This is a genomic window from Clostridiaceae bacterium (genome assembly GCA_012840395.1).
In the GTDB taxonomy this organism is placed as follows: domain Bacteria; phylum Bacillota; class Clostridia; order Acetivibrionales; family DULL01; genus DULL01.
On sequence record DULL01000018.1, the window covers coordinates 20,901 to 43,831 of the forward strand.

The 22,931-nt window shown below is 37.2% G+C and carries 19 protein-coding genes and 1 other annotated feature (1 of these 20 only partly in view); of the genes, 15 read left to right on the forward strand and 4 right to left on the reverse strand.

What is annotated here, in order from left to right:
• Positions 1-39: a binding site (T-box leader), on the forward strand (it extends 223 nt beyond the left edge of the window).
• A gap of 144 nt (positions 40-183) precedes the next feature.
• Both GXX20_02315 and aroB read left to right on the forward strand, forming a co-directional pair.
• Positions 184-3,303 (forward strand): isoleucine--tRNA ligase, encoded by a 3,120-nt coding sequence (locus tag GXX20_02315; protein HHW30498.1) that lies wholly within the window; start codon positions 184-186, stop codon positions 3,301-3,303.
• Positions 3,304-4,383, forward strand: coding sequence for a 3-dehydroquinate synthase (aroB, locus tag GXX20_02320; protein HHW30499.1), 1,080 nt, complete (start codon positions 3,304-3,306; stop codon positions 4,381-4,383).
• A gap of 256 nt (positions 4,384-4,639) precedes the next feature.
• Here the strand turns inward: aroB and GXX20_02325 are convergent, their stop codons facing one another.
• Positions 4,640-5,428, reverse strand: a complete 789-nt coding sequence (locus tag GXX20_02325) for an S-methyl-5'-thioadenosine phosphorylase (protein ID HHW30500.1) — start codon at positions 5,426-5,428, stop codon at positions 4,640-4,642.
• A 369-nt stretch (positions 5,429-5,797) separates the two neighbouring features.
• Here GXX20_02325 and GXX20_02330 point away from each other — a divergent pair, with 369 nt between their 5' ends.
• The 3 genes from GXX20_02330 to GXX20_02340 all read left to right on the forward strand — a co-directional run bounded on the left by GXX20_02330 (position 5,798) and on the right by GXX20_02340 (position 7,809).
• On the forward strand, positions 5,798-6,088 hold the full coding sequence (locus GXX20_02330; GenBank protein HHW30501.1) for a hypothetical protein: 291 nt from the start codon (positions 5,798-5,800) through the stop codon (positions 6,086-6,088).
• A gap of 128 nt (positions 6,089-6,216) precedes the next feature.
• The gene (gene sfsA / locus GXX20_02335; GenBank protein ID HHW30502.1) at positions 6,217-6,897 is read left to right on the forward strand and encodes a DNA/RNA nuclease SfsA; all 681 of its coding nucleotides are present in this window, start codon (positions 6,217-6,219) and stop codon (positions 6,895-6,897) included.
• Between the two features lie 123 nt (positions 6,898-7,020).
• Positions 7,021-7,809: an SDR family oxidoreductase gene (locus GXX20_02340; protein HHW30503.1), complete on the forward strand. Its 789-nt coding sequence runs from the start codon at positions 7,021-7,023 to the stop codon at positions 7,807-7,809.
• A gap of 70 nt (positions 7,810-7,879) precedes the next feature.
• Here GXX20_02340 and GXX20_02345 read toward each other — a convergent pair whose 3' ends face one another.
• The 3 genes from GXX20_02345 to GXX20_02355 all read right to left on the reverse strand — a co-directional run bounded on the left by GXX20_02345 (position 7,880) and on the right by GXX20_02355 (position 9,229).
• Positions 7,880-8,470, reverse strand: coding sequence for a manganese catalase family protein (locus tag GXX20_02345; protein HHW30504.1), 591 nt, complete (start codon positions 8,468-8,470; stop codon positions 7,880-7,882).
• Positions 8,471-8,687: 217 nt separating this feature from the next.
• Entirely contained in the window at positions 8,688-8,951 is a 264-nt protein-coding gene (locus tag GXX20_02350) for a spore coat protein CotJB (GenBank protein HHW30505.1), read from the reverse strand.
• Positions 8,952-9,043: 92 nt separating this feature from the next.
• On the reverse strand, positions 9,044-9,229 hold the full coding sequence (locus GXX20_02355; protein HHW30506.1) for a spore coat associated protein CotJA: 186 nt from the start codon (positions 9,227-9,229) through the stop codon (positions 9,044-9,046).
• A 437-nt stretch (positions 9,230-9,666) separates the two neighbouring features.
• Between GXX20_02355 and pyrR the strand changes: the two genes are divergently transcribed.
• The 10 genes from pyrR (at position 9,667) to mutL (ending at position 22,928) form a co-directional block, all read left to right on the forward strand.
• The gene (pyrR, locus tag GXX20_02360) at positions 9,667-10,215 is read left to right on the forward strand and encodes a bifunctional pyr operon transcriptional regulator/uracil phosphoribosyltransferase PyrR (protein ID HHW30507.1); all 549 of its coding nucleotides are present in this window, start codon (positions 9,667-9,669) and stop codon (positions 10,213-10,215) included.
• A gap of 76 nt (positions 10,216-10,291) precedes the next feature.
• Entirely contained in the window at positions 10,292-11,230 is a 939-nt protein-coding gene (locus GXX20_02365) for an aspartate carbamoyltransferase catalytic subunit (protein HHW30508.1), read from the forward strand.
• Complete coding sequence (locus tag GXX20_02370; GenBank protein HHW30509.1) at positions 11,214-12,500, forward strand: dihydroorotase; 1,287 nt, start codon at positions 11,214-11,216, stop codon at positions 12,498-12,500. Before GXX20_02365 ends, GXX20_02370 begins: the two co-directional genes overlap by 17 nt.
• Positions 12,501-12,510: 10 nt before the next feature.
• On the forward strand, positions 12,511-13,470 hold the full coding sequence (pyrF, locus tag GXX20_02375) for an orotidine-5'-phosphate decarboxylase (GenBank protein HHW30510.1): 960 nt from the start codon (positions 12,511-12,513) through the stop codon (positions 13,468-13,470).
• Between the two features lie 2 nt (positions 13,471-13,472).
• Positions 13,473-14,282, forward strand: a complete 810-nt coding sequence (locus tag GXX20_02380) for a dihydroorotate dehydrogenase electron transfer subunit (GenBank protein ID HHW30511.1) — start codon at positions 13,473-13,475, stop codon at positions 14,280-14,282.
• 6 nt (positions 14,283-14,288) lie between these two features.
• Positions 14,289-15,206: a dihydroorotate dehydrogenase gene (locus GXX20_02385; GenBank protein HHW30512.1), complete on the forward strand. Its 918-nt coding sequence runs from the start codon at positions 14,289-14,291 to the stop codon at positions 15,204-15,206.
• Between the two features lie 141 nt (positions 15,207-15,347).
• A complete protein-coding gene (locus GXX20_02390; GenBank protein HHW30513.1) occupies positions 15,348-16,883 on the forward strand; it encodes a histidine phosphatase family protein in 1,536 nt (511 codons plus the stop codon).
• Positions 16,880-18,340 carry a tRNA (N6-isopentenyl adenosine(37)-C2)-methylthiotransferase MiaB gene (gene miaB / locus GXX20_02395; GenBank protein ID HHW30514.1) on the forward strand — a complete coding sequence of 487 codons (1,461 nt, stop codon included), beginning with the start codon at positions 16,880-16,882 and terminating at the stop codon, positions 18,338-18,340. The genes GXX20_02390 and miaB overlap by 4 nt, the downstream gene beginning before the upstream one ends.
• Positions 18,337-21,003: a DNA mismatch repair protein MutS gene (gene mutS, locus GXX20_02400; GenBank protein HHW30515.1), complete on the forward strand. Its 2,667-nt coding sequence runs from the start codon at positions 18,337-18,339 to the stop codon at positions 21,001-21,003. Before miaB ends, mutS begins: the two co-directional genes overlap by 4 nt.
• Entirely contained in the window at positions 21,003-22,928 is a 1,926-nt protein-coding gene (gene mutL, locus GXX20_02405) for a DNA mismatch repair endonuclease MutL (protein HHW30516.1), read from the forward strand. Before mutS ends, mutL begins: the two co-directional genes overlap by 1 nt.
• Positions 22,929-22,931: the final 3 nt, after the last annotated feature.

Consider the following 22,931-nt stretch of genomic DNA (forward strand, 5'->3'; position numbering starts at 1 on the left):
TTGGGTGGTACCACGTGAAAAAGTCTTCTCGTCCCTTAGGATTGAGAGGACTTTATTTTAGCTCATTTTTAGTTGTTTGTTTAATAATAATTATTTAACTTGCTTATCATTTATTTTAAAAATCAGAGCATGATAAGCATAAATAAAAAAATGCCGGTGAATAACGACAGGATGGTGGTTTTTATGTACAACAAAGTATCTACGAGTTTAAATTTTGTTGAAAGAGAAATAGAAGTTCTGGATTTCTGGAAAAAGGAAAATATATTTCAGAAAAGCATTGAGGCAAGGGAAGGTTGCCCTGTTTTCACATTTTATGATGGCCCGCCTACAGCAAATGGTAAGCCACATATTGGCCATATACTGACCAGGGTTATAAAAGACATTATTCCCAGGTATAAAACTATGAAAGGTTATAAAGTATTGCGTAAAGCAGGTTGGGATACCCATGGTTTGCCTGTGGAACTTGAAGTTGAAAAAATGCTTGGGATTAATGGAAAACCGCAAATTGAAGAATATGGTGTTGAACCGTTTATTGAGAAATGTAAGCAGAGTGTATGGAAATATGAGCAGGAATGGAGAAAAATGAGTGACAGGGTAGGATACTGGGCAGACATGGATAATCCATATGTAACATACCACAACTCATATATTGAATCTGTATGGTGGTCATTAAAGAAAATTTGGGATGCCGGGCTGATATACAAAGGGCACAAGATAGTCCCCTATTGTCCCAGATGTGGTACTTCCCTGTCAAGCCACGAAGTTGCCCAGGGTTATAAGGATGTCAAGGAGCCTTCAATATTTGTAAAGTTCCTGGTTAAAGGAGAAAAACAGCGTTTTCTCATGGCATGGACAACAACTCCATGGACATTGCCTTCAAACGTTGCCCTGGCTGTAAATCCTTATGAAACTTATGTCGAAGTTAAATGCAAGGATGAAACTTATATTCTGGCAAAAGCATTGGCTGAGAGCGTTCTGAAAGAAGAATACCAGGTGATAGAAGAGAAACCCGGTGAAAGCCTTATAGGTATTGAATATGAGCCACTTTTTGACTTCGCAAAAATTGACAAAAAAGCCCATTATGTAGTAGGTGCTGAATTTGTTACTCTTACCGACGGTACCGGTATTGTTCATATTGCACCTGCTTTTGGAGAAGATGACGCTAAAGTAGGACGTGACAATGATCTTCCATTTGTTCAGCTTGTAAATGAACAAGGTAAGTTTACTGAAGATGTTACTCCCTGGAAAAATGTTTTTGTAAAGGACGCAGACCCTGAGATTATCAAAAACCTTGATCAGAGAAATCTCTTGTATAGGGTCCTGGATTATGAGCATTCCTATCCTTTCTGCTGGAGATGCGATACTCCATTGCTTTACTATGCTAATGATACATGGTTTATTAAAATGACAGAGGTAAAGGATAAGCTGCTTAAAAACAACAGGAAGATAAATTGGCTGCCTGAAAGCATTAAAGAAGGCCGTTTTGGCAACTTCCTGGAAAACGTTGTAGACTGGGGACTTAGCCGTTCAAGGTACTGGGGAACGCCTCTTCCTATATGGGAATGCCAGTGCGGTCACCGCCATGTAATTGGAAGTATAGCTGAACTAAAAGAAATGGGAGAAAACGTTCCAGATGATATCGAACTTCATAAGCCTTTTATAGATAAGGTTTATCTTAAATGTCCAAAATGTAAGGAAGGAAGAATGAAGAGAGTACCTGAAGTTATAGATTGCTGGTATGATTCTGGTTCCATGCCTTTTGCACAATGGCATTATCCTTTTGAAAATGAGGAAATATTTAGAGAAAATTTCCCTGCTGATTTTATCAGTGAAGCCATAGATCAGACAAGAGGCTGGTTTTATACTTTACTGGCAATATCAACTCTTATTTTTGATGAGCCTTCTTTCCTGAATTGTATAGTTTTAGGCCATGTAAATGATAAAGATGGCCAAAAAATGAGCAAACACAAGGGTAATGTTGTTGACCCCTGGTCAGTTTTGGATAAACAGGGAGCAGATGCACTGCGTTGGTATTTTTATACAGGAAGTTCACCATGGCTCCCGAGCAGATTCTATGACGAAGCAGTAAGTGAAGCTCAGAGAAAATTCATGGGAACTATTTGGAATACCTATGCTTTTTATGTGCTATATGCGAATATTGACAAATTCAATCCCTTAGAATACACACTGGATAGAGAAAAATTGTCAACAATAGATAAATGGATATTGTCCAGGTTACATTCGCTTATTGACCTGGTAGACAAGGATCTAGCAAATTACAGGATAACCGAGCCTGCAAGAGCTGTTCAGGAATTTGTTGATGATCTTAGTAATTGGTATGTCAGAAGAAGCAGAGAAAGATTCTGGCAAAAAGATATGCCCCAGGATAAGATTAATGCCTTTATGACTCTCTATACAGTATTAGATACGCTTACCAGGCTTATGGCTCCTTTTGTACCATTTATGTCGGAGGAAATATATCAGAACTTGGTAAGAAACATTAATCCTTCTGCACCGGAAAGTGTACATCTGTGTAATTTCCCGGAAAGCAGGAAGGAATTTATAGATAAAGAACTTGAAAAGAATATGGACCTGGTTTTAAAGGTAGTAGTCCTTGGGAGAGCATGCAGAAATTCAGCCAATATAAAGAACAGGCAACCTCTGGGGAAAATGTATGTTATGGCAGAATTCGAGCTTCCTGAAATGTACAGGGATCTGATAAAAGACGAACTTAATGTTAAGGATATTGTATTTACGGATAATACAAATATGTTTACAACTTATCTGTTCAAACCTCAGTTGAAAGTATTAGGCCCCCGCTATGGAAAACTGGTGCCAAAGATAGCTCAGCTGTTAAAGGAAGTGGACGGCCAGGAAGTAATGGGTGGATTTGATGCAGGAAAAGATTTGGTATTAACAGTTGATGGTACAGAAATATCTTTATCCAAGGAAGATCTTCTCATTGAGGTTGTCCAGAAAGAAGGCTTCATTACTGAAGCTGAAAAAAATATTACGGTGGTACTTGATACAAACCTCACACCTGAGCTTATAGAAGAAGGTTTTGTCCGCGAGATAACCAGCAAGATCCAGACCATGAGAAAAGAAGCGGGCTTTGAGGTACAGGACCATATCAGGCTGTATTATAAAGATAATGATAAAATTGCAGAAATAATTGAGAGAAATAAGGAGTTAATTGCAGAAGAAGTACTTGCTGATGAAATAGCTGAAGGAAGCTCAGAAGGCTATAGCAAGGAATGGAATATTAATGGAGAAACTGTCAGCATGACAGTTGCAAAGGTGTAAATGAGTAGGGTTGATATTAGGCTTAAAGAAAAGAGTTATCCGATATATATTGAAGATAGCTATGAACATCTGCCTGAGTGCATCAGTGCATCAGGAATCAGTGGAAAAATAATGATAATCACAGATTCAAATGTAGATGCACTCCAGTACCATCAATGTTATGAAGCACTGAAAGGCTGTAACTGTGAGATATATAAATATGTAATGGCTCCCGGTGAAGAAAATAAGACACTTGATACAATAAAGGAAATTTATAGCTGCATAAAAAAACACAGGTTTGAAAGAAATTCTGTAATCCTGGCCCTTGGAGGGGGAGTGGTAGGTGATGTGTCTGGATTTGCTGCATCCACCTATCTGAGAGGGATAAATTTTATCCAGGTTCCAACTACTCTACTGGCACAGGCTGACAGTAGCGTCGGGGGTAAAGTAGGGGTCGATTTTGAGGGTAGTAAGAACATGGTGGGAGCCTTCTATCAGCCCAGACTGGTCTATATTAATGTAAACTCGCTGAAAACTTTGCCCCGAAGGCAATTGATATCAGGCATGGCTGAGGTTGTAAAGCATGGATTAATTATGGACCGTGAATTTTTTGAATACATTGAAAAGAACATAGATAAAATCCTTGCTTTAGATGTGGAAACCCTGAAATATATTGCCGGTAAAAATTGCTCACTTAAGGGAAGCATAGTAGAACAGGATGAAAAAGAAACAGGCCTGAGGGCGATACTGAATTTTGGACATACCATAGGGCATGCAATTGAAAGCAAGATGGATTTTACTTTACTTCACGGGGAATGTGTTTCCATTGGCATGGTTGGAGCTTTCAAATTGGCTTGCAGACTTGGAATGACCAGCCAGGAAAATGCGGAAAGAGTGGCAATGCTACTTGAAAGGCTGGGCCTTCCTGTTAATGTTTCCGGCCCTAATGTTGATGGTTTGTATAATCAGATGTTTTTTGACAAAAAAGTAAAGGATGGACGACTGCTTTTTGTCTTACCCAGAGACATAGGGAAGGTGGAACGGCTTTTTATAAATGATGAGAATTTGATTAAGCAGGTTTTAGGTGAAATTATAATATAAATATAGGTTAATCAAAAAGAAAAAATTGGATAAAATCATTAGGTGAAATTATTTGGCGAATGAATAAGGTAAAGTCCCAAGATAAATAAATGTATAAAAAAAAATAAGCCATATATGTTTATAACTATATGGCTTATTTAATTCTTACGGGTAAGCTTATACCATGAACTTTTTCATAAAGCCCGTTTTCAAAGCATATTAAAAAGCTTATGTCAATAGTATAGAGAGTATGATAATTTTACTGCTGCTTTTGATGCTATACTACTTTACTGCATTCGCAATTGAAATTGTTTATATCTATATTCTTTATCATCCCGAATAAAAGGATTTTAAGCTTATCATTATTATCATTAAAAACTTTTATTACTTCTTCATGTGTAACCGGAGTAATATCATCTCTTCCTTCAAGGCCAACATCATAATCAGTTATTAGCGCAATATTTACATAACAGATCCCAAGCTCACGGGCAAGATAACCTTCAGGATATTGAGTCATATTTATAGTATCCCATCCCATTTTGCTGAACCAACGGCTTTCTGCCACTGTGGAAAAACGTGGTCCCTGAATGACAACAACAGTACCCTTTTCATGGATGGGAATATTAAGGGATCTTCCCGTCTCAATGGCAATTTTGCGAAGTTCAGGACAATATGGATAAGCTGCGCTCGGATGTTTTGTCTCCGGACCATCAAAGAATGTATCTTTCCGGCCGCTTGTTCTGTCCACAAACTGGTCAGTAATTACGAAATCCCCTGGCTTTATATGCGGTTGCAGGCTTCCTGAAGCAGTGGGCCCAATTATTCTTTTTACTCCCAGCTGTTTCATGGCATATAAATTTGCCCTGTAAGGTATCATGTGCGGAGGATATTGATGGTTTTTCCCATGACGGGGTATGAAAGCAACAGTTTTACCTTCATATTTTCCAATTGCAATTGGGGCGCTGGGTTTGCCATAAGGGGTGTCCATTTCAATTTCTTCTACATTACTCAAAAAAGAATAAAAGCCTGAACCTCCAAATACACCGATATCTGCTTTATATTCCATTATAATACCTCCTAATAATAGTTTAATTATTATATAGATTTAACAGCATGATTGAACAACACTTTTGATATCTTTATGCATTATTGCTTTATTAATTACTCAAAAAGCTTTTTCAAAGAAAAATCATAATAATTATATTATAATTTATCCAATTTTTAAACAAATACAATGAAGGTAACTCAGAAAAGAGTATATAGTGATAAAGTGTATATGCAGAAATAAAAGAATGTAACAAGAAAAAACCTTTAATAGTTTTTAACAGCATAAATTTTGGAAATTATATATGAAGGAGGTATTAATATGGCCGGTAAAAATAGAAAAAAGGACAAGAATCATGACAAGAATTATAATGAAAAAAATTATTTAGAAATTATCAGCAAAAAAATAGATGCACTATCACTTAGTATGGAGAAATCCAGAATTTCAGACTATATAAATTATCTTGAAAACCCCAGGAAATTGATTTTTGCAAATTTTATAAGCGGTGTTGCCAGGGGATTTGGAATAGCGGTAGGTTTCTCCCTCCTTGGAGCTATAGGTCTTTATTTGCTTCGAAAAATAGTGATGTTGAATCTACCAGTTATAGGAGATTTTATTGCAGACATTGTGAATATTGTGCAGGATAATTTAAGTAGGAGTGGAGGGAAGATAGGATTATGAATTTTTCCTTTTGTCCTGCCCAATTGCCCTTTGGAGCTTGATAAAATCTTGTTTTCATTTTATAATCTGGGTGTTTAATGTTGTCTGTTGAATTTTTAATCAAATTATTTTATAAAAGGCTTATTATTATGAAATATAAAAATGTAAAAGAAGCAAAATTTATTTTCCGGCCAAACAGATTTTTGGCCAATATAGAAATTAACGGCAAATCTGAATTATGCCGTGTGAAAAACACAGGACGGTGTAAAGAACTGCTAATCCCGGGGACAAAAATATATGTTCAGGAGACCGATAATCAATTACGTAAGACAAAATATGATTTAATAACGGTGTGTAAAGGCAATAGGCTTGTTAATATAGACAGTCAGGCACCTAATAAGGTATTCTATGATTGGGTATGTGAAAGCAATTATTTCGATGAAATTGTTCTGATAAAACCTGAATCCAGATATGGAAACTCCCGGTTTGATTTTTATATAGAAACTTCTTCAAGAAAGCTATTTGCAGAGGTTAAAGGAGTAACGCTGGAGGAAGAGGGTGTGGTACTTTTCCCGGACGCACCAACTGAAAGAGGAATAAAGCACATTAATGAACTATGCCAGTGCATGAAAGATGGATACGAAGCTTATATGGTATTTATTGTGCAGATGGAAAATGTATTGTATTTTACACCTAACAGAAAAACCCATAAGGCTTTCGGAGATGCTTTAAGAGAGGCAGAGAAAGCCGGTCTTCATATTCTTGCCCTTGATTGCAAAGTTACAGAAGATTCAATTGTAGCAAAAGACTTTGTAAATGTGAGGATATAACAGCTCAGCTAAAAACAACCTTTTGCGCCTGGCTAAGCCGGCATAATAGTTTACTTAATTATATTGCGTATCATATTGACTATAAAATTACTTATATAAAAGAATCCATAAGGAGGGTTGTCTATGAAGAATGTAGTAATAACCGGCAGCACGAGGGGCTTAGGTTTTTATATGGCTAAAGAATTCTTGCGGTCCGGATGCAGAGTTACACTGTCCGGCCGGGGTGAAGCTTTATCAGATGCGGCATGTACTGAGCTTTTACCATATAAAGATAAATATATCTATATTCCATGTAACGTCCAGGAAAAAACAAGTCTGCAAAATCTCTGGGATGCTTCTATGAAGCGGTGGGGCCATATAGATATATGGATTAATAATGCGGGACAAAACGTGCCACACCTGTTATCCTGGGAAACGGGCGAAACTTATACTGAAAATGTCATTAAGACCAATATTACCGGCGTGATATATGGTTCTCAAATTGCCGCGGCAGGAATGCTGAAACAAGGCCATGGCGCAATCTATAGCATGGAAGGTTTAGGCTCCAACAATATGATACAGCCTAAGACAATCCTTTACGGTACCACCAAACACGCATTAACGTACTTTATGAAAGGACTGGCCAGGGAACTTGTGGGTACTGGCGTTATAGCAGGGCGGTTGTCACCCGGTATGATGCTCACCGATTTCATTACCAAAACACCTGATGGAGATCAGTCGGAGGTTATATCGGACGAAAAGTTTAAAAAGATATTTAATATACTGGCAGATAAACCAGAAACAGTTGCAGAATTTTTTGTACCCAGAATACTCAGCAACACAAAAAATGATGTTCAAATCGCCTGGTTGACAAACAAAAAGGCGGCCTGGCGTTTTATCACCGGAGGCTTTAGAAAAAGAAAACTAATTTGAAGAGCTGAAATATTAATAAAATAGTCGAAAACGACCCTCATCTCGTTTGATGCGGGTCGTTTTCAAAGTATTACTTTCCCGGCTTCTTTACAAAGAACTTCTTTTGTGCCAGTTTTTCCTCCACTATTCTTAAAGCCTCTCCAAACCTTTGAAAATGAACAACCTCTCTCTCTCTGAGGAATCTAAGAGGGTCAATTACGTCAGGGTCGTCTGCCAGATTTATCAGGTTTTCATAAGTGGCTCTTGCCTTTTGCTCTGCAGCGAGATCTTCTATCAAGTCAGCAATAGGATCACCTTTTGACTGAATATAAGCTGCAGTAAAAGGATTTCCAGCTGCGCTCATGGGGTAAACAGCGTGATCATGATCTGCGTAATAGTCACCAAGTCCTTCCTTTTCCATAATATGGGCAGGGACATCTCTGGTAAGCTGGTGTACCATGGTACCTACCATTTCCAAATGGGCTAATTCTTCAGTGCCTATATCATTCAATATTGCTCTGGCTTCCTCTGTGGGCATACTGAACCTTTGGCTCAGATACCTGAGAGAAGCAGCCAGTTCCCCATCCGGACCGCCATACTGAGTAATTATATATTTCGCCATTCTAGGATTCGGATTTTTTATTCTAACAGGATATTCTAACTTTTTATCATATATCCACATAGTTAACCGCTAATGTAAAACTTTAACAAATTACTATCCTTATTTGAACTTTTTGAATTAATATTAAGTTTTACAGTAACGGCTTCACCTCCATTTCATTATAAATTTATTGGATTTTAACATTTTGGAATTCCATTACCATTTATATGACTTTCAACCTTTCACAGCAAAGGTCCTGCCTTTAAAACTATATTGTTTTATATATTTTAATATGACTTTAATAAATCTGCCATGGCCACGGGCTGTTTATCCATTTCCAGACATTTCTGTTGGATGGAGTGTGTATGGTTAATGGCCCGTACATTCTTTCATAAGTCTCTCTAAGCATTTTTGCTTTCTGAAGGTTGCTGTTAAAAAGAGCTATCGCTTCCTGGTCTGTAGGATGAGTATCAAGGTAAAGACCCAGTTCTATAAGAGTAAAATCTGCTGCCATAAGTTCCCGAAGCAAATTATCATGTTGGTAATTTCGTTGATAGTTCATAATTCACCACCATTCCGCCGATGTACCGGCAAATTATTTTTAATTGTATTGCTGATTACCCAATTAAGCATCAGATAATCTAAAGTTATTGTTTATGCGTCTACAGTATATTCAGGGTCGGTACCGTAGGGCGCGTCTAATTCCGGGAATATAGTTCCTTTACATAACCCAACCATAGGTGGATATATGTCTGAAAGAACCTGATATGGCACATATGCATGAGCATATATAGCCTCTGCAGGACATTTGGATAAAGGATATTGTATTTCGCCTACCATATTCATAGGATAATTCTTCATCATGTTCCCTCCAATTTATTATTCATTAATATAATATTCCGGTTGACGTAATGTGGTTCATAATGTAAACGAATTTGTTAAGTACCAAGTAATTTTTATTTAATAAAATTATTTATTTGGTCAATAATTATAATAATCAGGCAAAAACAATATAAATTTTCATAATAAAACAAATATAGACAATAAACCTGAAATATGATATTCTGAATTTAAATTAATAAGTACCTTTAATTAGTCCAGAGAGGCTGGAAGGAAACGAAATTTATATTATTTATAAATATATTATGGAAATTTTGTTCGATTAGGTTAATACACTGTCTTCTTGCTGACTGGCAAGAAGTTTTTTCATATTTAGGGTATACTTTTCAGAGTATACTTTCCTATATGCAAAAAAAGCTTTTAGGAGGTGAAGGGTAATGATAGAAAAAGCTGAAATCATGGATGAAAATGCAATGAACAGGGCTCTAACCAGGATTGCTCATGAGATAATTGAAAAAAACAAAGGTATTATTGACGTTGTGCTGATTGGAATACAGAGAAGAGGAGTTACACTGGCAAAATGGATTGCAGAAAAGATTAAAGAAGTTGAAGGTAAGGAAGTACCTATGGGAATTCTTGATATTACTTTCTATAGGGATGACCTGAGTATGTTGGCGGAACATCCGGTAATTAACGGTACAGAGATTAATTTTCCTGTAACCGGAAAGAGAGTGGTTCTTGTTGACGATGTTATTTACACTGGAAGGACAGCCAGGGCGGCTATTGATGCAGTAATGGATTTAGGAAGGCCAAGTGCCATACAACTGGCAATATTAATTGACAGAGGCCACAGGGAACTGCCTATAAGAGCAGATTATGTAGGTAAGAATGTTCCTACTTCGAAATTTGAAATGATTAATGTAAAAGTTACTGAAATTGATGGAATAAATTCGGTCACAATAAGCGATATAAGAGAATCGGATTAGTAACCGTCAAGGATCAGACTTAATTTTCAGAAGAGGAAAAAAGTAAGGCACCTTAAAAAAAGGATGGAGAGTTAATATGAAACTAATTTCAAAAGATATACTAGGTCTAAAGGATATGTCTCCGGAAGAAATTGAATACATATTGGATACTGCAAAAACCATGAAACTGATATTAATGTCAAAAAATAAAAAAACGCCCCATCTTCAAGGAAAATCAATAGTAACACTTTTTTATGAAAACAGTACAAGGACAAGGCTTTCTTTCGAACTGGCTTCAAAATACATGGGTGCCAGTTCAGCCAATATTGCGTCTTCAAGCAGCAGTGTGGCAAAAGGGGAAACACTTATAGACACAGGCAAAACCATCAATATGATGGGAGCGGATATAGTTATCATAAGACATCCTATGGCTGGTGCTCCACATTTACTGGCGAAAAATGTAGAGGCTTCTGTAATAAACGCAGGTGACGGAATGAATGAACATCCCACCCAGGCTCTTCTCGATATTTTTACCATAAGAGAGAAGAAAGGAAGCCTGAAGGGGTTAAAGATAGCAATTATCGGAGACATATACCATAGCAGAGTGGCAAGAAGTAATATATGGGGTATGTTAAAGTTAGGTGCTGAAGTTTATGTAGCAGGGCCGACAACCATGTTGCCACCTCAGTTAGAAAAAACTGGCGTTAAAGTTTACAATACCATACATGAGGCTATTATTGACGTAGATGTAATAATAGGGCTCAGAATACAAAAAGAAAGACAAAAAAGCGGTTTATTCCCTTCAATAAGAGAATATTCCAGATTTTTCGGGCTGGATGATAAACGGTTAAAGTTTGCCAAAGAAGATGTCCTTATTCTGCATCCTGGCCCCGTTAACAGAGGTATCGAAATGACCTCTTCAATCATTGACGGAGACCAATCTTTGATTAATGAGCAGGTAACCAACGGAGTAGCTGTAAGAATGGCTTTAATGTACCTGTTAACAAGGAGGAAAAATGATGGCACTTTTAATTAAAAACGGACACGTTATTGATCCAAAATCCGGATTGGATGAAGTTCTTGACATAATGATTGAGAACGATAAAATAACCGAAATAGGCAAAGATTTAACTCTTACAAACGGAGATTTAATTGATGCAGAAGGGAAATATGTTATACCTGGTTTGGTTGATGCTCATTGCCATCTGAGAGATCCGGGATTTGAGTACAAGGAAGATATTGAAAGCGGAACAGCCAGTGCTGCAGTGGGAGGATTTACATCTGTCGCATGTATGCCTAATACAAATCCGGTAATTGATAATGAAGCAATGGTAAAATACATATTAAATAAAGGAATTCAGGATGGCTATGTTAATGTATACCCCATAGGAGCAGTCACCAAAGGGCAAAAAGGTGAAGAACTTGCTGAAATTGGAGAACTGAAATTTGCAGGGGCTGTTGCACTATCTGATGACGGACATCCGATTAAAAGTTCTTCATTAATGAAAAAAGCTCTTCAATATGCATCCATGTTTGATATTACAATAATTTCTCATTGCGAAGACCTTGATTTGGCAGAGGAAGGAGTAATGAATGAAGGATACCAGTCCACCATAATGGGGTTAAAAGGCATACCTTCAGCAGCTGAGGAAATAATGGTAGCCAGAGATATAATACTGGCTGAATATACCAAGGTTCCTATACATATCGCACATGTAAGTACTGAACTTTCTGTTGATTTAATAAGGAATGCAAAAAGAAGGGGAGTTAAAGTTACCGCGGAAACGTGCCCTCATTATTTTACTCTTACTGATGAAGCTTGCGAAGGTTTTAATACCAATGCAAAGGTTAACCCACCCTTAAGGACTAAAAAAGATGTTGAGGCAATAATAGAAGGCCTCCGGGACGGAACCATAGATATAATAGCTACAGATCACGCGCCTCACCATATTGATGAAAAAAATGTTGAATTCAATCTTGCCGCTAACGGAATAGTGGGATTGGAAACAGCCCTTCCCCTTGCAATTACATATCTTGTTAAGCCAGGTATATTGTCTTTGAATATGCTTGTGGAAAAAATGTGTCTGAACCCTTCCAGGATTTTGGGGTTGAACAAGGGAACAATACAGGTAGGGAAAACCGCTGATATTACAATTATAGACCCTAATGAAGAATATATTGTTGAAGTTAAAAAATTCAAATCAAAGAGTAAGAATTCTCCCTACAATGGATATAAACTATTTGGAAGGGTGATTTATACAATTGTTGGCGGAAATGTAGTAGTAAGAGAAAAAGTTTTGCTATAAGGAGACAGGTATGTTTGTAGATAAGCTGATAAAGAAAATAATTGAAAAGAATAATCCTACAATTGTTGGATTAGACCCTAAAGTTGAATATGTTCCTTCTTTTATAAAAGAAAATGCATTCAAAGAATACGGACGTAATTTAAAGGGTGCTGCTGAGGCAATTCTTGCCTTTAATAAGGCTATTATAGATGCAATTTACGATGTGGTGCCTGCAGTAAAACCCCAGATTGCTTATTACGAAATGTATGGAATAGAAGGTATAAGAGTATTTTATGAAACAATTCAGTATGCCAGAAGTAAGGATCTCCTGGTAGTTGCAGACGGTAAAAGGAATGACATAGGAAGTACTGCCGAAGCCTACTCTTCTGCTTTCCTTGGCAAGACATCCATTGATGGAACAGTTTCAGAGACGGTTTTTGATGTGGATGCACTGACAGTAAATCTGTATCTTGGATATGACGGAATCAAGCCTTTTATTGAAGATTGCAAGAAATATGGGAAAGGTATTTTTCTGCTTGTTAAGACTTCTAACAAATCCTCCGGACAGATACAGGACTTGCTTACTCATCAAGGTAAAAGCATTTATGAAGTAGTAGCTGAGCATATTGAAGAATGGGGGGAATGCATCAGGGGTGAATTTGGCTATAGCAGTGTGGGAGCTGTTGTAGGTGCTACTTACCCCAATCAGGCCAAAATACTGAGAAAAATTATGAAACATGCATATTTATTAGTGCCTGGCTATGGCGCCCAAGGAGGTACTTCAAGGGATGTTGTCCATTGTTTTAACTCTGATGGCTTAGGAGCTATAGTTAATGCTTCCCGTAGTGTTATATGTGCTTACCAGAATAGCAAATGGAATGGAATATATAGTGAGAAAGATTTTGCTCAGGCTGCCAGAGCTGAAGTATTAGAGATGAAAGAACAGATAAATAATGCCATATGCGAAGAAAGAGAGCGCAGGTGCATGTAACTATGTCCAGACATATTAAGGGAAAAATAATATCTGTAGAAAAAGTAGTTCCTGATATTTATAAAATGACGGTGGAATCCCCTTATATCTCTCAGAATGCCAAGCCTGGGCAGTTTATAAATATTAGATGCAGTGAAGGCCTTGATATGATACTTAGAAGGCCAATAAGCATTGCGGGAGCAGACAAGCTTAAAAATACTTTTGATATTTACTACCAGATTCGGGGGACAGGAACCAAATGCCTTTCCAGAAAAAAGGCAGGAGAGGAAGTAGATATCATTGGACCTGTAGGTAATTCCTTTGATATTTTTAATGAATATACCAATATCGCAGTTGTAGGCGGAGGTATTGGCATATTTCCCCTGTATTTTCTTCTTAAAGAAAAAACAGATGGAATGAAGACCGCATTTCTCGGTTTCAGAGACAAGGAGCATATTGTTTTGGAAGATGAATTTAATGAAGCAGCTGATAAGCTGATTCTTACAACTGATGATGGCAGTGCGGGGAGAAAAGGTCTTGTTACACAAATGCTGGAAGAAGATCTTAAATTAAATAAATATGATATAATTTATACTTGCGGGCCATTGCCCATGATGAAAAAGGTAGTTCAACTGGCTGATATGTATAATATTAAGTGCCAGGTTTCAATGGAGCAGAGAATGGGCTGCGGAATAGGAGCCTGCCTTGTCTGTGCATGTAAAATCAAGTTAAATAATGAAAGCCAGGATTGGGTTTATGGACATTTATGTAAGGATGGCCCGGTTTTCTGGAGCAATCAGGTGGTTTTGGAGGATTTTGAAGGAGAAAATTAGACGGTTATGGATAAAATTGATCTATCAATTGAAATTGCAGGTTTAAAACTTAAAAATCCGGTTATAGCAGCTTCCGGAACCTTTGGATTTGGAAGAGAATTTTCAAAGTATATTGACTTAAATGAACTTGGCGGCATATCTGTAAAAGGACTGACTCTGGAAGCAAGGCAAGGAAACGGGCCACCCAGGATTGCAGAAACACCGTCTGGAATATTAAACAGTGTGGGGCTGCAGAATCCTGGAGTTGAGGAGTTTATAAAAAAAGAGATACCTTTTTTAAGAGAATATGATCTTGCAATAATCGCCAATATTGCAGGAAATACTATAGAAGAATATTGTAAAATGGCTGAAATACTCAGTGAATGTGATGTTGATGCTCTTGAATTAAACGTATCATGCCCTAATGTAAAACATGGCGGGGTGGCATTTGGTAATTCTGCCAGAGGCATTTCAGAAGTAACAAAAATGGTAAGGAAATGCTGTAAAAAACCTTTAATAGTAAAACTAACTCCCAATGTAACAGATATTAAAGAAATTGCCAGGGCAGCAGAAGAAGAGGGGGCAGATGCCATATCATTGATTAATACCATCCTGGGTATGGCTATAGATATTCATAAAAAAAGACCGGTTTTATCAAATAATATGGGAGGACTTTCAGGACCCGCCATAAGACCCATTGCTGTAAGGATGGTATATGAGGCAGCCAGAACAGTTAATATACCCGTTATTGGAATGGGTGGAATCTGCAGCGGCGATGATGCTATTGAATTTATGCTGGCAGGCGCAAGTGCAGTTATGGTTGGAACAGCTAATTTTATGGATCCTGCAGCATGTTTGAATGTTATCCGGGGAATTAAGAATTACATGAAAATGCATGGACATAGCCGCCTTGACGAGATTATAGGCAAACTGAAATTAAATTAATCTTTTGTGTAAAACTGGATCATATACGTTATGAGAAAATATACATGTGACAGCACTTTACGAAACTCATGTTATTGCTTTATAACACATATGACATAAAAGCAGACACAGAAAGTAAAACTAGGAACGGTGAATTAATTTATGGTAACAAGGTTGTATTTCGTAAGACATGCAGAAGCAGAAGGCAATGTAAAAAGAATATTCCATGGCTGGACCGATGCCAAGCTTACAGAAAAGGGACGTATTCAGGCACAAAAATTAGCAGCCAGGATGAAAGATATGGATATAGATGTCATCTATTCGAGCAGCCTTGAAAGGGCAAAGGAAACTGCTGCTTATATTGCGGCTGCAAAGAATCTTCCAGTTATATCTAATGATAACTTAAGAGAAATAAATGGAGGAAGCTGGGAAAATCAGAAGTGGGAAGATCTTCCCTTAAAATGGCCTTATGAATATCATACATGGGAGAACAGGCCTCATATCCATAACATGCCTGATGGAGAATCCATGGAAGATTTTCAGGAAAGGCTTATTTCTGAAATAAAGTATATAATTGATAATAATATGGGTAAAAATGTATGTATTGTTACCCATGGCACTGCAATTAAAGCATTGATATGCTATTTCACCGGATGTTCTCTTGAAGAAATGTTAAATATTAATTGGGTAGATAATACTTCAATAACTGAAATTCATTATGAAGATGGCACGTTTAAAGTTGTTGATGAAGGTGATTCTTCACATTTGGGAGATGAATACTCTACACTGAAATTTCAGGATTGGTGGGAGTACAACAAGATAATGATAGAAAAAAGAAACAGAATTATATCTTTGATGTTTGAGACAGGGGCTTTACAAGTCTGCCCTGAGGACTCCCCTTTTTGGTATACTTCTGGTACAATAGGACCATATTACATAAACACCCATTATTTGTATGGAAGTAAAGAAAAGGCCGAAATGTTGCTAAAAGATATCGAAATCGCCACCAAGGACAGACTGACATGTTCTGGTGAGATTTTGGCAAAAGTGCTGAAGAATTATAACGAAGAATTGATATATAAAGAATTAATTGATGAATTATGTGATTATATAAAAAGTAAGATAAATATTGATAAAGTAGATTATATCTCAGGAGGAGAACGAAGAGACTGGTTTTTTTCACTAATTGCCGCAAGGATACTTAAAAAGCCACATCTGACTATATTTAAGGATCTGGATGTTGTGGTATTTGATGGAGAAAAGTCCTGGAGAACAGATAATATAAATGGTGCCAGTGTTTTACATATAGCAGACCTCATCACTGAAGCTTCAAGTTATATAAGGGCCTGGATACCGGCGGTAAAGAGTATAAATGGTGTAATGAAATGGTCTGTAGTAATTGTTGATAGGAATCAGGGCGGAGAGGAAATGCTATTAAGAGAGAAGATAATTTCCCACGGGATGGTATATATTAATAAGGGACTTTTTGATAAAGCACTTTCTTTTGGTTTGATTAATGAAAAACAATATAATTTGATAATAGAATATTTAGAAAATCCAAGAGAGTCAATGAGAAAATTTTTGATACAGAATCCCGAGTTCATTGAAAAGGCAATGAAAAGTGACAAAAGAACAAGGGAAAGAGCTGAACTGTGTATAGAGAAAGATATTTATGGATTGGGAGAGAGGAAATCTTGAAAAATAGTACAGGGGACAGAAGGAAAGATATTCTGGTCGCGCAGGAGGAAATTGCAAGACAGCAAGGTATTGCAGAGGAAATTAAGCAATTGAATTACCAGGAAGAAATGAAAACCGGGAAAAAGAAACTTTTTTATATAGAAACCCTTGGTTGCCAGATGAATGAAAATGATTCAGAAAAATTGGCAGGTATGTTAAATGAGATGGGATATTCCGAATCTGACAATGCGGAAAACAGCGACCTTATTATAGTAAATACCTGCTGTGTCAGGGAAAATGCCGAACAAAAAGTATATGGGCACCTGGGTAGATACAAAAGTCTTAAAGAAGAGAAACCTGGTATGGTAATTGCTGTATGCGGATGCATGATGCAGCAAAATGAAGTAGGTGATAGCATAAAAAGGAAATACAGGCATGTAGATTTGGTATTTGGCACTCACAATTTGCATAAATTTCCTGAATATTTGTACAACGTCTTGTCTTCAAGAATAAGAGTTATTGATATATGGGAATCTTCAGGTTCCATAGCCGAGGGTTTGCCAATAACCAGAAAAGACGGAATCAAAGCCTGGGTAACAATTATGTATGGCTGCAATAATTTCTGCTCTTATTGTATTGTTCCATATGTAAGGGGAAGAGAAAGAAGCAGAATGCCTGAAGATATAGTCAGGGAAATTGAAATATTAGGAGAACAGGGATATAAAGAGGTTACTTTGCTGGGCCAGAATGTAAATTCCTATGGGAAAGATCTGGATCAGAATATTAGTTTTGCAAGGTTGTTGGAAAAAATTAATAAAATTAATGGTATTGAAAGAATAAGATTTACCACATCTCATCCCAAGGATTTGTCTGACGAACTAATTGTTGCCATGAGGGACCTGGAGAAGGTTTGCAACCATCTTCATCTTCCTTTACAAGCCGGAAGTACAAGAATACTTAAAGCAATGAACAGAAAATATACCAAAGAAGATTATTTATCTTTGACAGAGAAAATAAAAAAGGAAATACCGGATATAGCCTTGTCCACAGATATTATTGTGGGTTTTCCCGGCGAAACCGAAGAAGATTTTAATGATACTATTGACGTAGTGGAAAAGGTTAGGTTCGATTCTGCTTATACTTTCCTGTATTCAAAAAGAAAAGGAACACCTGCAGCAAAAAATCCTGAACAAGTGGAGGAAGAAGTTAAAAAAAGGAGATTTGGAAGACTGTTGGAGGTACAAAACAAAATAAGCAGGGAACTTAATGAAAAACTGCTCAATAAGGTGGAAGAAATACTTGTGGAGGGTATTAGCAAAAATAATCCTCATGTATATACAGGAAGAACAAGAACCAATAAGATAGTAAACTTTCAGGGGGATTCAAGTATGGTTGGCAGAATTATTAAAGTTAAAATCAATAAAATTCAAACCTGGTCTCTTGAAGGTACAGTAGTGCCTGCTGGTGATAACAAATGAGCACCTTGACTCCAATGATGCAGCAGTATATTGAAATAAAAAGCAAGTATAAGGATTGTATTCTTTTTTTCAGGCTGGGTGATTTCTATGAAATGTTTTTTGAAGATGCGGAAATAGCGTCGGCTGAACTTGAGATTACACTTACCGGAAGGGATTGCGGCCTGGAAGAAAGGGCTCCCATGTGCGGAGTACCATATCATGCTGCAGAAACTTACATAGCAAAATTATTAAGTAAGGGGTATAAGGTTGCAATATGTGAACAGACTGAAGATCCTGCTCTGGCAAAGGGAATAGTTAAAAGGGAAGTCATAAGGGTAATAACTCCCGGTACATTAACTGAATCATCCATGCTTGACGAGAAAAAGAATAATTTTCTCATGTCTATTTTTAAGGAAGGGTACTGCTTTGGAATAGCAGTTGTAGATCTGTCAACAGGGGAATTTGTAACAACTAAAATTACCCGAGGTAATACCACTTCCAAACTCCTGGATGAAATAGCAAAGTATTCTCCTTCTGAGATAATTGCAAATTCAGCATTACTGGAAGATAATGAGCAAGTAAAATCTATTAGGAACAGATTTGAAACATATATTTCTCATTTTGGTGACAGTTATTTCGAGTTGGAAAATGCCAGGAACAGATTAATAAGTAAGTTTGAAAAATCAGAACATGGTGTACAGCAATTATTTGCCGGCAGGTCTGATTCTAAATCTTTACTATCGGAAGAACATTTATGGCAAAGTGCTTCAGGCGCATTACTTGAATACCTGGAGCAAACCCAGAAAACCAGTCTGGATCACATACAAAAACTCGAATTGTATGAGATTGAGGAATATATGGTTCTGGATGTTTCCACCAGAAGAAACCTTGAATTGACTGAAACTATGAGGGATAAGTCCAGAAAGGGTACACTACTGTGGGTGCTTGACAGGACAAATACTTCTATGGGAGCGAGAATGCTGAAAAAATGGATAGAGCAGCCACTGGTAAATATAGATGATATTAATGAGAGGCTTGCGGCGGTAGAGGAATTTAAAAACCGCTTTATGGTAAGAATGGAAATAAAGGAGTTGCTAAAAGGGGTCTATGATATTGAAAGACTAACGAGTAAAATTGTTATTGGATCTGCCAACTGCAGAGACCTTATAGCTCTAAAAAACTCCCTGGGTAAGCTTCCATATATTAAGGAAATACTAAAAAATTGTACAGCTTCATTGAACAATAAAAATTATAACCAGATAGATACATTGGAAGATATATATCAGCTTATAGAAAACTCTATTGTCGATGATCCTCCTGTTGCTGTAAAAGAAGGAGGTATCATAAAAACCGGTTTTAATGAGGAAGTGGACAAGCTAAGAAAGGCATCTACGGAAGGTAAAGACTGGATCCTGCAATTGGAAAGTACTGAAAGGGAAAAGACGGGTATAAAAAACCTGAAGGTAGGATATAACAGGGTTTTCGGATATTATATCGAAGTAACAAAATCATATTATTCCCAGGTACCTTCAAGTTATATCAGGAAGCAGACCCTTTCAAATTGTGAAAGGTATATTACACAAGAATTAAAAGAAATTGAGGATACAATTCTTGGAGCCGAAAGTAAAGTAATTGAACTCGAATACAGTTTATTTTTAGAAATTAAAGCCAAAATAGCATCTGAGGTATCGCGAATTAAGAATACCGCCAGGGCAATAGCTGAGATAGATGTTTTGTGTTCATTGGCAGAAGTGGCTGACAGGGAATCATACATTATGCCATCTGTTGATTCCGGTGGTATAATCGAAATTAAAGGCGGCAGACATCCTGTTGTAGAAAAAATGCTGGAAGAAGGTACATTTGTTCCTAATGATACATTGCTGGACATGGAAGAAAACCGAATATTAATTATTACCGGACCCAACATGGCAGGTAAGTCCACCTATATGCGGCAGGTAGCCCTGATAGTTTTAATGGCTCAACTGGGAAGTTTTGTACCTGCCGAATATGCCAAAATTGGTGTGGTGGACCGGATATTCACCAGGGTAGGGGCATCGGATGACCTTGCTTCAGGCCAAAGCACATTTATGGTTGAAATGACTGAGGTGGCCAATATATTGGCAAATGCAACTTCAAGGAGTCTTCTGGTACTTGATGAAATTGGAAGAGGAACGAGTACTTTCGACGGTCTCAGCATAGCATGGGCGGTTATAGAGTATATCAGCGACAAGGAAATAATGGGGGCAAGAACCTTATTTGCCACACACTATCATGAACTGACAGAGTTAGAGGGAGAAATTGAAGGAGTTAAGAATTACTGTATCTCTGTAAAAGAAAAAGGAGAAGATATAATATTTTTAAGGAAAATAATCAGGGGTGGAGCCGATAGCAGTTACGGAATACAGGTGGCCAGGCTGGCAGGTCTTCCACAGGTTGTACTGGATAGGGCAAAGGAAGTTCTAAAAGAGCTGGAAGATACCGATATAAGCAAGAAACAGACCAGAAGCAGACGCGGCAGGGCACCGATAGAAGGTCAGATTGATATATTCCATATGAATAGTCAGACAAAGAGTAAAGACACGATAATTGAGGAAATAAAAAAAGTAGATATTTCAAAGATAACACCTCTGGATGCTCTGAATTTTATTTATAGGCTGCAGGAAAAAATCAAGAAGGGATTATAATGAGTAAAATTATTGTATTAGATGAGATTACTGTGAACAGAATAGCAGCAGGAGAGGTTGTTGAAAGGCCTGCATCAGTTGTCAAGGAGCTTGTAGAAAACTCCCTGGATGCAGGTGCTTCCAGTATTACTGTTGAGATAAAAAATGGAGGAATTACATATATTAAGGTTATGGATAACGGCTCAGGAATAGAAGAAGGAGATGTAGAAATAGCTTTTGAAAGGCATGCAACCAGTAAAATAATGTATCCGGATGATCTTGAGTCAGTATCAACTATGGGTTTTAGAGGGGAAGCCCTGGCAAGCATTGCAGCAGTTTCAAACATTGAGCTTACAACAAGAACTAAGGGCAGTATTTATGGTACTTATATTAAGTTAAGCGGTGGTACTATATTAGAAAAGAATCAAAAGGGATGTCCTGTAGGAACAACCATAATTGTAAAAGACTTGTTTTTCAATACTCCCGCAAGGTATAAGTTTCTGAAAAAAGACAGTACCGAAGGTGGCTATGTGGCAGATATACTTAACCGTATAGCATTAGGTAACCCGGATGTCTCCATAAAGCTTGTAAATAATGGGACTGTGGTACTGCATACTCCGGGAAACAATGACCTTTTAAGTGCAGTTTTCAGCGTTTATGGGAGAGATATTTCCAGCAGGTTGATTAAAATAGACTATGTGGAAGATAATGTAAGAATTACAGGTTATGCGGGCAAGCCTGAGATAGCAAGATCCAACAGAAATCATCAGTCAATATTTGTTAACGGAAGATACATTAAGAGTAAGATAGTTACATCAGCTATTGATGAGGCATATAAAACTCTTCTTATGAAAAATAAATTCCCATTTATTATATTAAATATAGATATTAATCCTTCCCTGGTGGATGTAAATGTGCACCCTGCAAAAACCGAGGTAAGGTTTTCCAGTGAGCAGGATACATTTAGAATTGTTTATAATGCAATCTATGGATCAGTAATGGAGAAACCCCTTATTAGAAATATTGAATCTGCCGGAAATGAATATTTACCGGGTGAAATATATCCTGGTCAAAGCCCTGGGGAAGGTATAACCAGGGATTACTATCAGAAATCTGATTATAAGTGGAGTGAATTTCAAAAGGATGATTATAAACAAGAGAGCTTTGATGTTAAAGGGCATTTAGTTTCTGATAACATGTCACCTGGTTCGGTGTTTCAAAGTGACGAATTATTCGGGAATAATATAGAAAGTAATTTCCCGGGGAACAGGGACAAAAGTGATGAAACTGCAAAGATGACCCCTGGGGACTTATCTGATAAACCTGAGGTTTTGCCTGTTAATGATGCAAAAATGATTATGGATGAACTATTGGAGGCAAAAATAATTGGACAGGTTTTTTCAACATATATATTATTGGAATATAACCAAGAAATTATTATAATTGACCAGCATGCTGCCCATGAGAGGATAATGTATGAAAGCCTGCTAAGAAAATATAAGAATAATGAAACCTTGGCCCAGACACTGTTAAATCCTGTAACAGTTGAGCTAACAAACAGTGAAATAATGCTTCTTGAGGCTAATAAGGATTTTTTTAATAAGATGGGTTTTATATTTGAGAATTTTGGTAATAATTCTATTATACTAAGAGCAGTACCCTATATTAATTCTCAAAGTGATTTCAATAGTTTGTTCCTGGATATAATAGATATTGCCAAAGGCGTGAACAGGCAAGAACACACAAAAACAGAGGAAGAAGCATTATATATGATGGCTTGCAAGGCTGCTGTAAAGGCAAATAAAAAGCTTGACAACATGGAAGTAAAAAGTTTATTGAGAGAGATGGCAAGCCTGGATAACCCATATTCATGCCCTCATGGCAGGCCTACAATGATAAAAATGAGCTTACGTGAGCTTGAAAAAAGATTTAAGAGGATTATATAGCAT

Excerpts from the sequence above, each read along its gene's own strand:
- GXX20_02315 (HHW30498.1), top strand. The coding sequence starts at position 184 with ATGTACAACAAAGTATCTACGAGTTTAAATTTTGTTGAAAGAGAAATA.
- aroB (HHW30499.1), top strand. The coding sequence starts at position 3,304 with ATGAGTAGGGTTGATATTAGGCTTAAAGAAAAGAGTTATCCGATATAT.
- GXX20_02325 (HHW30500.1), bottom strand. The coding sequence starts at position 5,428 with ATGGAATATAAAGCAGATATCGGTGTATTTGGAGGTTCAGGCTTTTAT.
- sfsA (HHW30502.1), top strand. The coding sequence starts at position 6,217 with ATGAAATATAAAAATGTAAAAGAAGCAAAATTTATTTTCCGGCCAAAC.
- GXX20_02340 (HHW30503.1), top strand. The coding sequence starts at position 7,021 with ATGAAGAATGTAGTAATAACCGGCAGCACGAGGGGCTTAGGTTTTTAT.
- GXX20_02345 (HHW30504.1), bottom strand. The coding sequence starts at position 8,470 with ATGTGGATATATGATAAAAAGTTAGAATATCCTGTTAGAATAAAAAAT.
- GXX20_02350 (HHW30505.1), bottom strand. The coding sequence starts at position 8,951 with ATGAACTATCAACGAAATTACCAACATGATAATTTGCTTCGGGAACTT.
- GXX20_02355 (HHW30506.1), bottom strand. The coding sequence starts at position 9,229 with ATGGTAGGCGAAATACAATATCCTTTATCCAAATGTCCTGCAGAGGCT.
- pyrR (HHW30507.1), top strand. The coding sequence starts at position 9,667 with ATGATAGAAAAAGCTGAAATCATGGATGAAAATGCAATGAACAGGGCT.
- GXX20_02365 (HHW30508.1), top strand. The coding sequence starts at position 10,292 with ATGAAACTAATTTCAAAAGATATACTAGGTCTAAAGGATATGTCTCCG.
- GXX20_02370 (HHW30509.1), top strand. The coding sequence starts at position 11,214 with ATGGCACTTTTAATTAAAAACGGACACGTTATTGATCCAAAATCCGGA.
- pyrF (HHW30510.1), top strand. The coding sequence starts at position 12,511 with ATGTTTGTAGATAAGCTGATAAAGAAAATAATTGAAAAGAATAATCCT.
- GXX20_02380 (HHW30511.1), top strand. The coding sequence starts at position 13,473 with ATGTCCAGACATATTAAGGGAAAAATAATATCTGTAGAAAAAGTAGTT.
- GXX20_02385 (HHW30512.1), top strand. The coding sequence starts at position 14,289 with ATGGATAAAATTGATCTATCAATTGAAATTGCAGGTTTAAAACTTAAA.
- GXX20_02390 (HHW30513.1), top strand. The coding sequence starts at position 15,348 with ATGGTAACAAGGTTGTATTTCGTAAGACATGCAGAAGCAGAAGGCAAT.
- mutS (HHW30515.1), top strand. The coding sequence starts at position 18,337 with ATGAGCACCTTGACTCCAATGATGCAGCAGTATATTGAAATAAAAAGC.
- mutL (HHW30516.1), top strand. The coding sequence starts at position 21,003 with ATGAGTAAAATTATTGTATTAGATGAGATTACTGTGAACAGAATAGCA.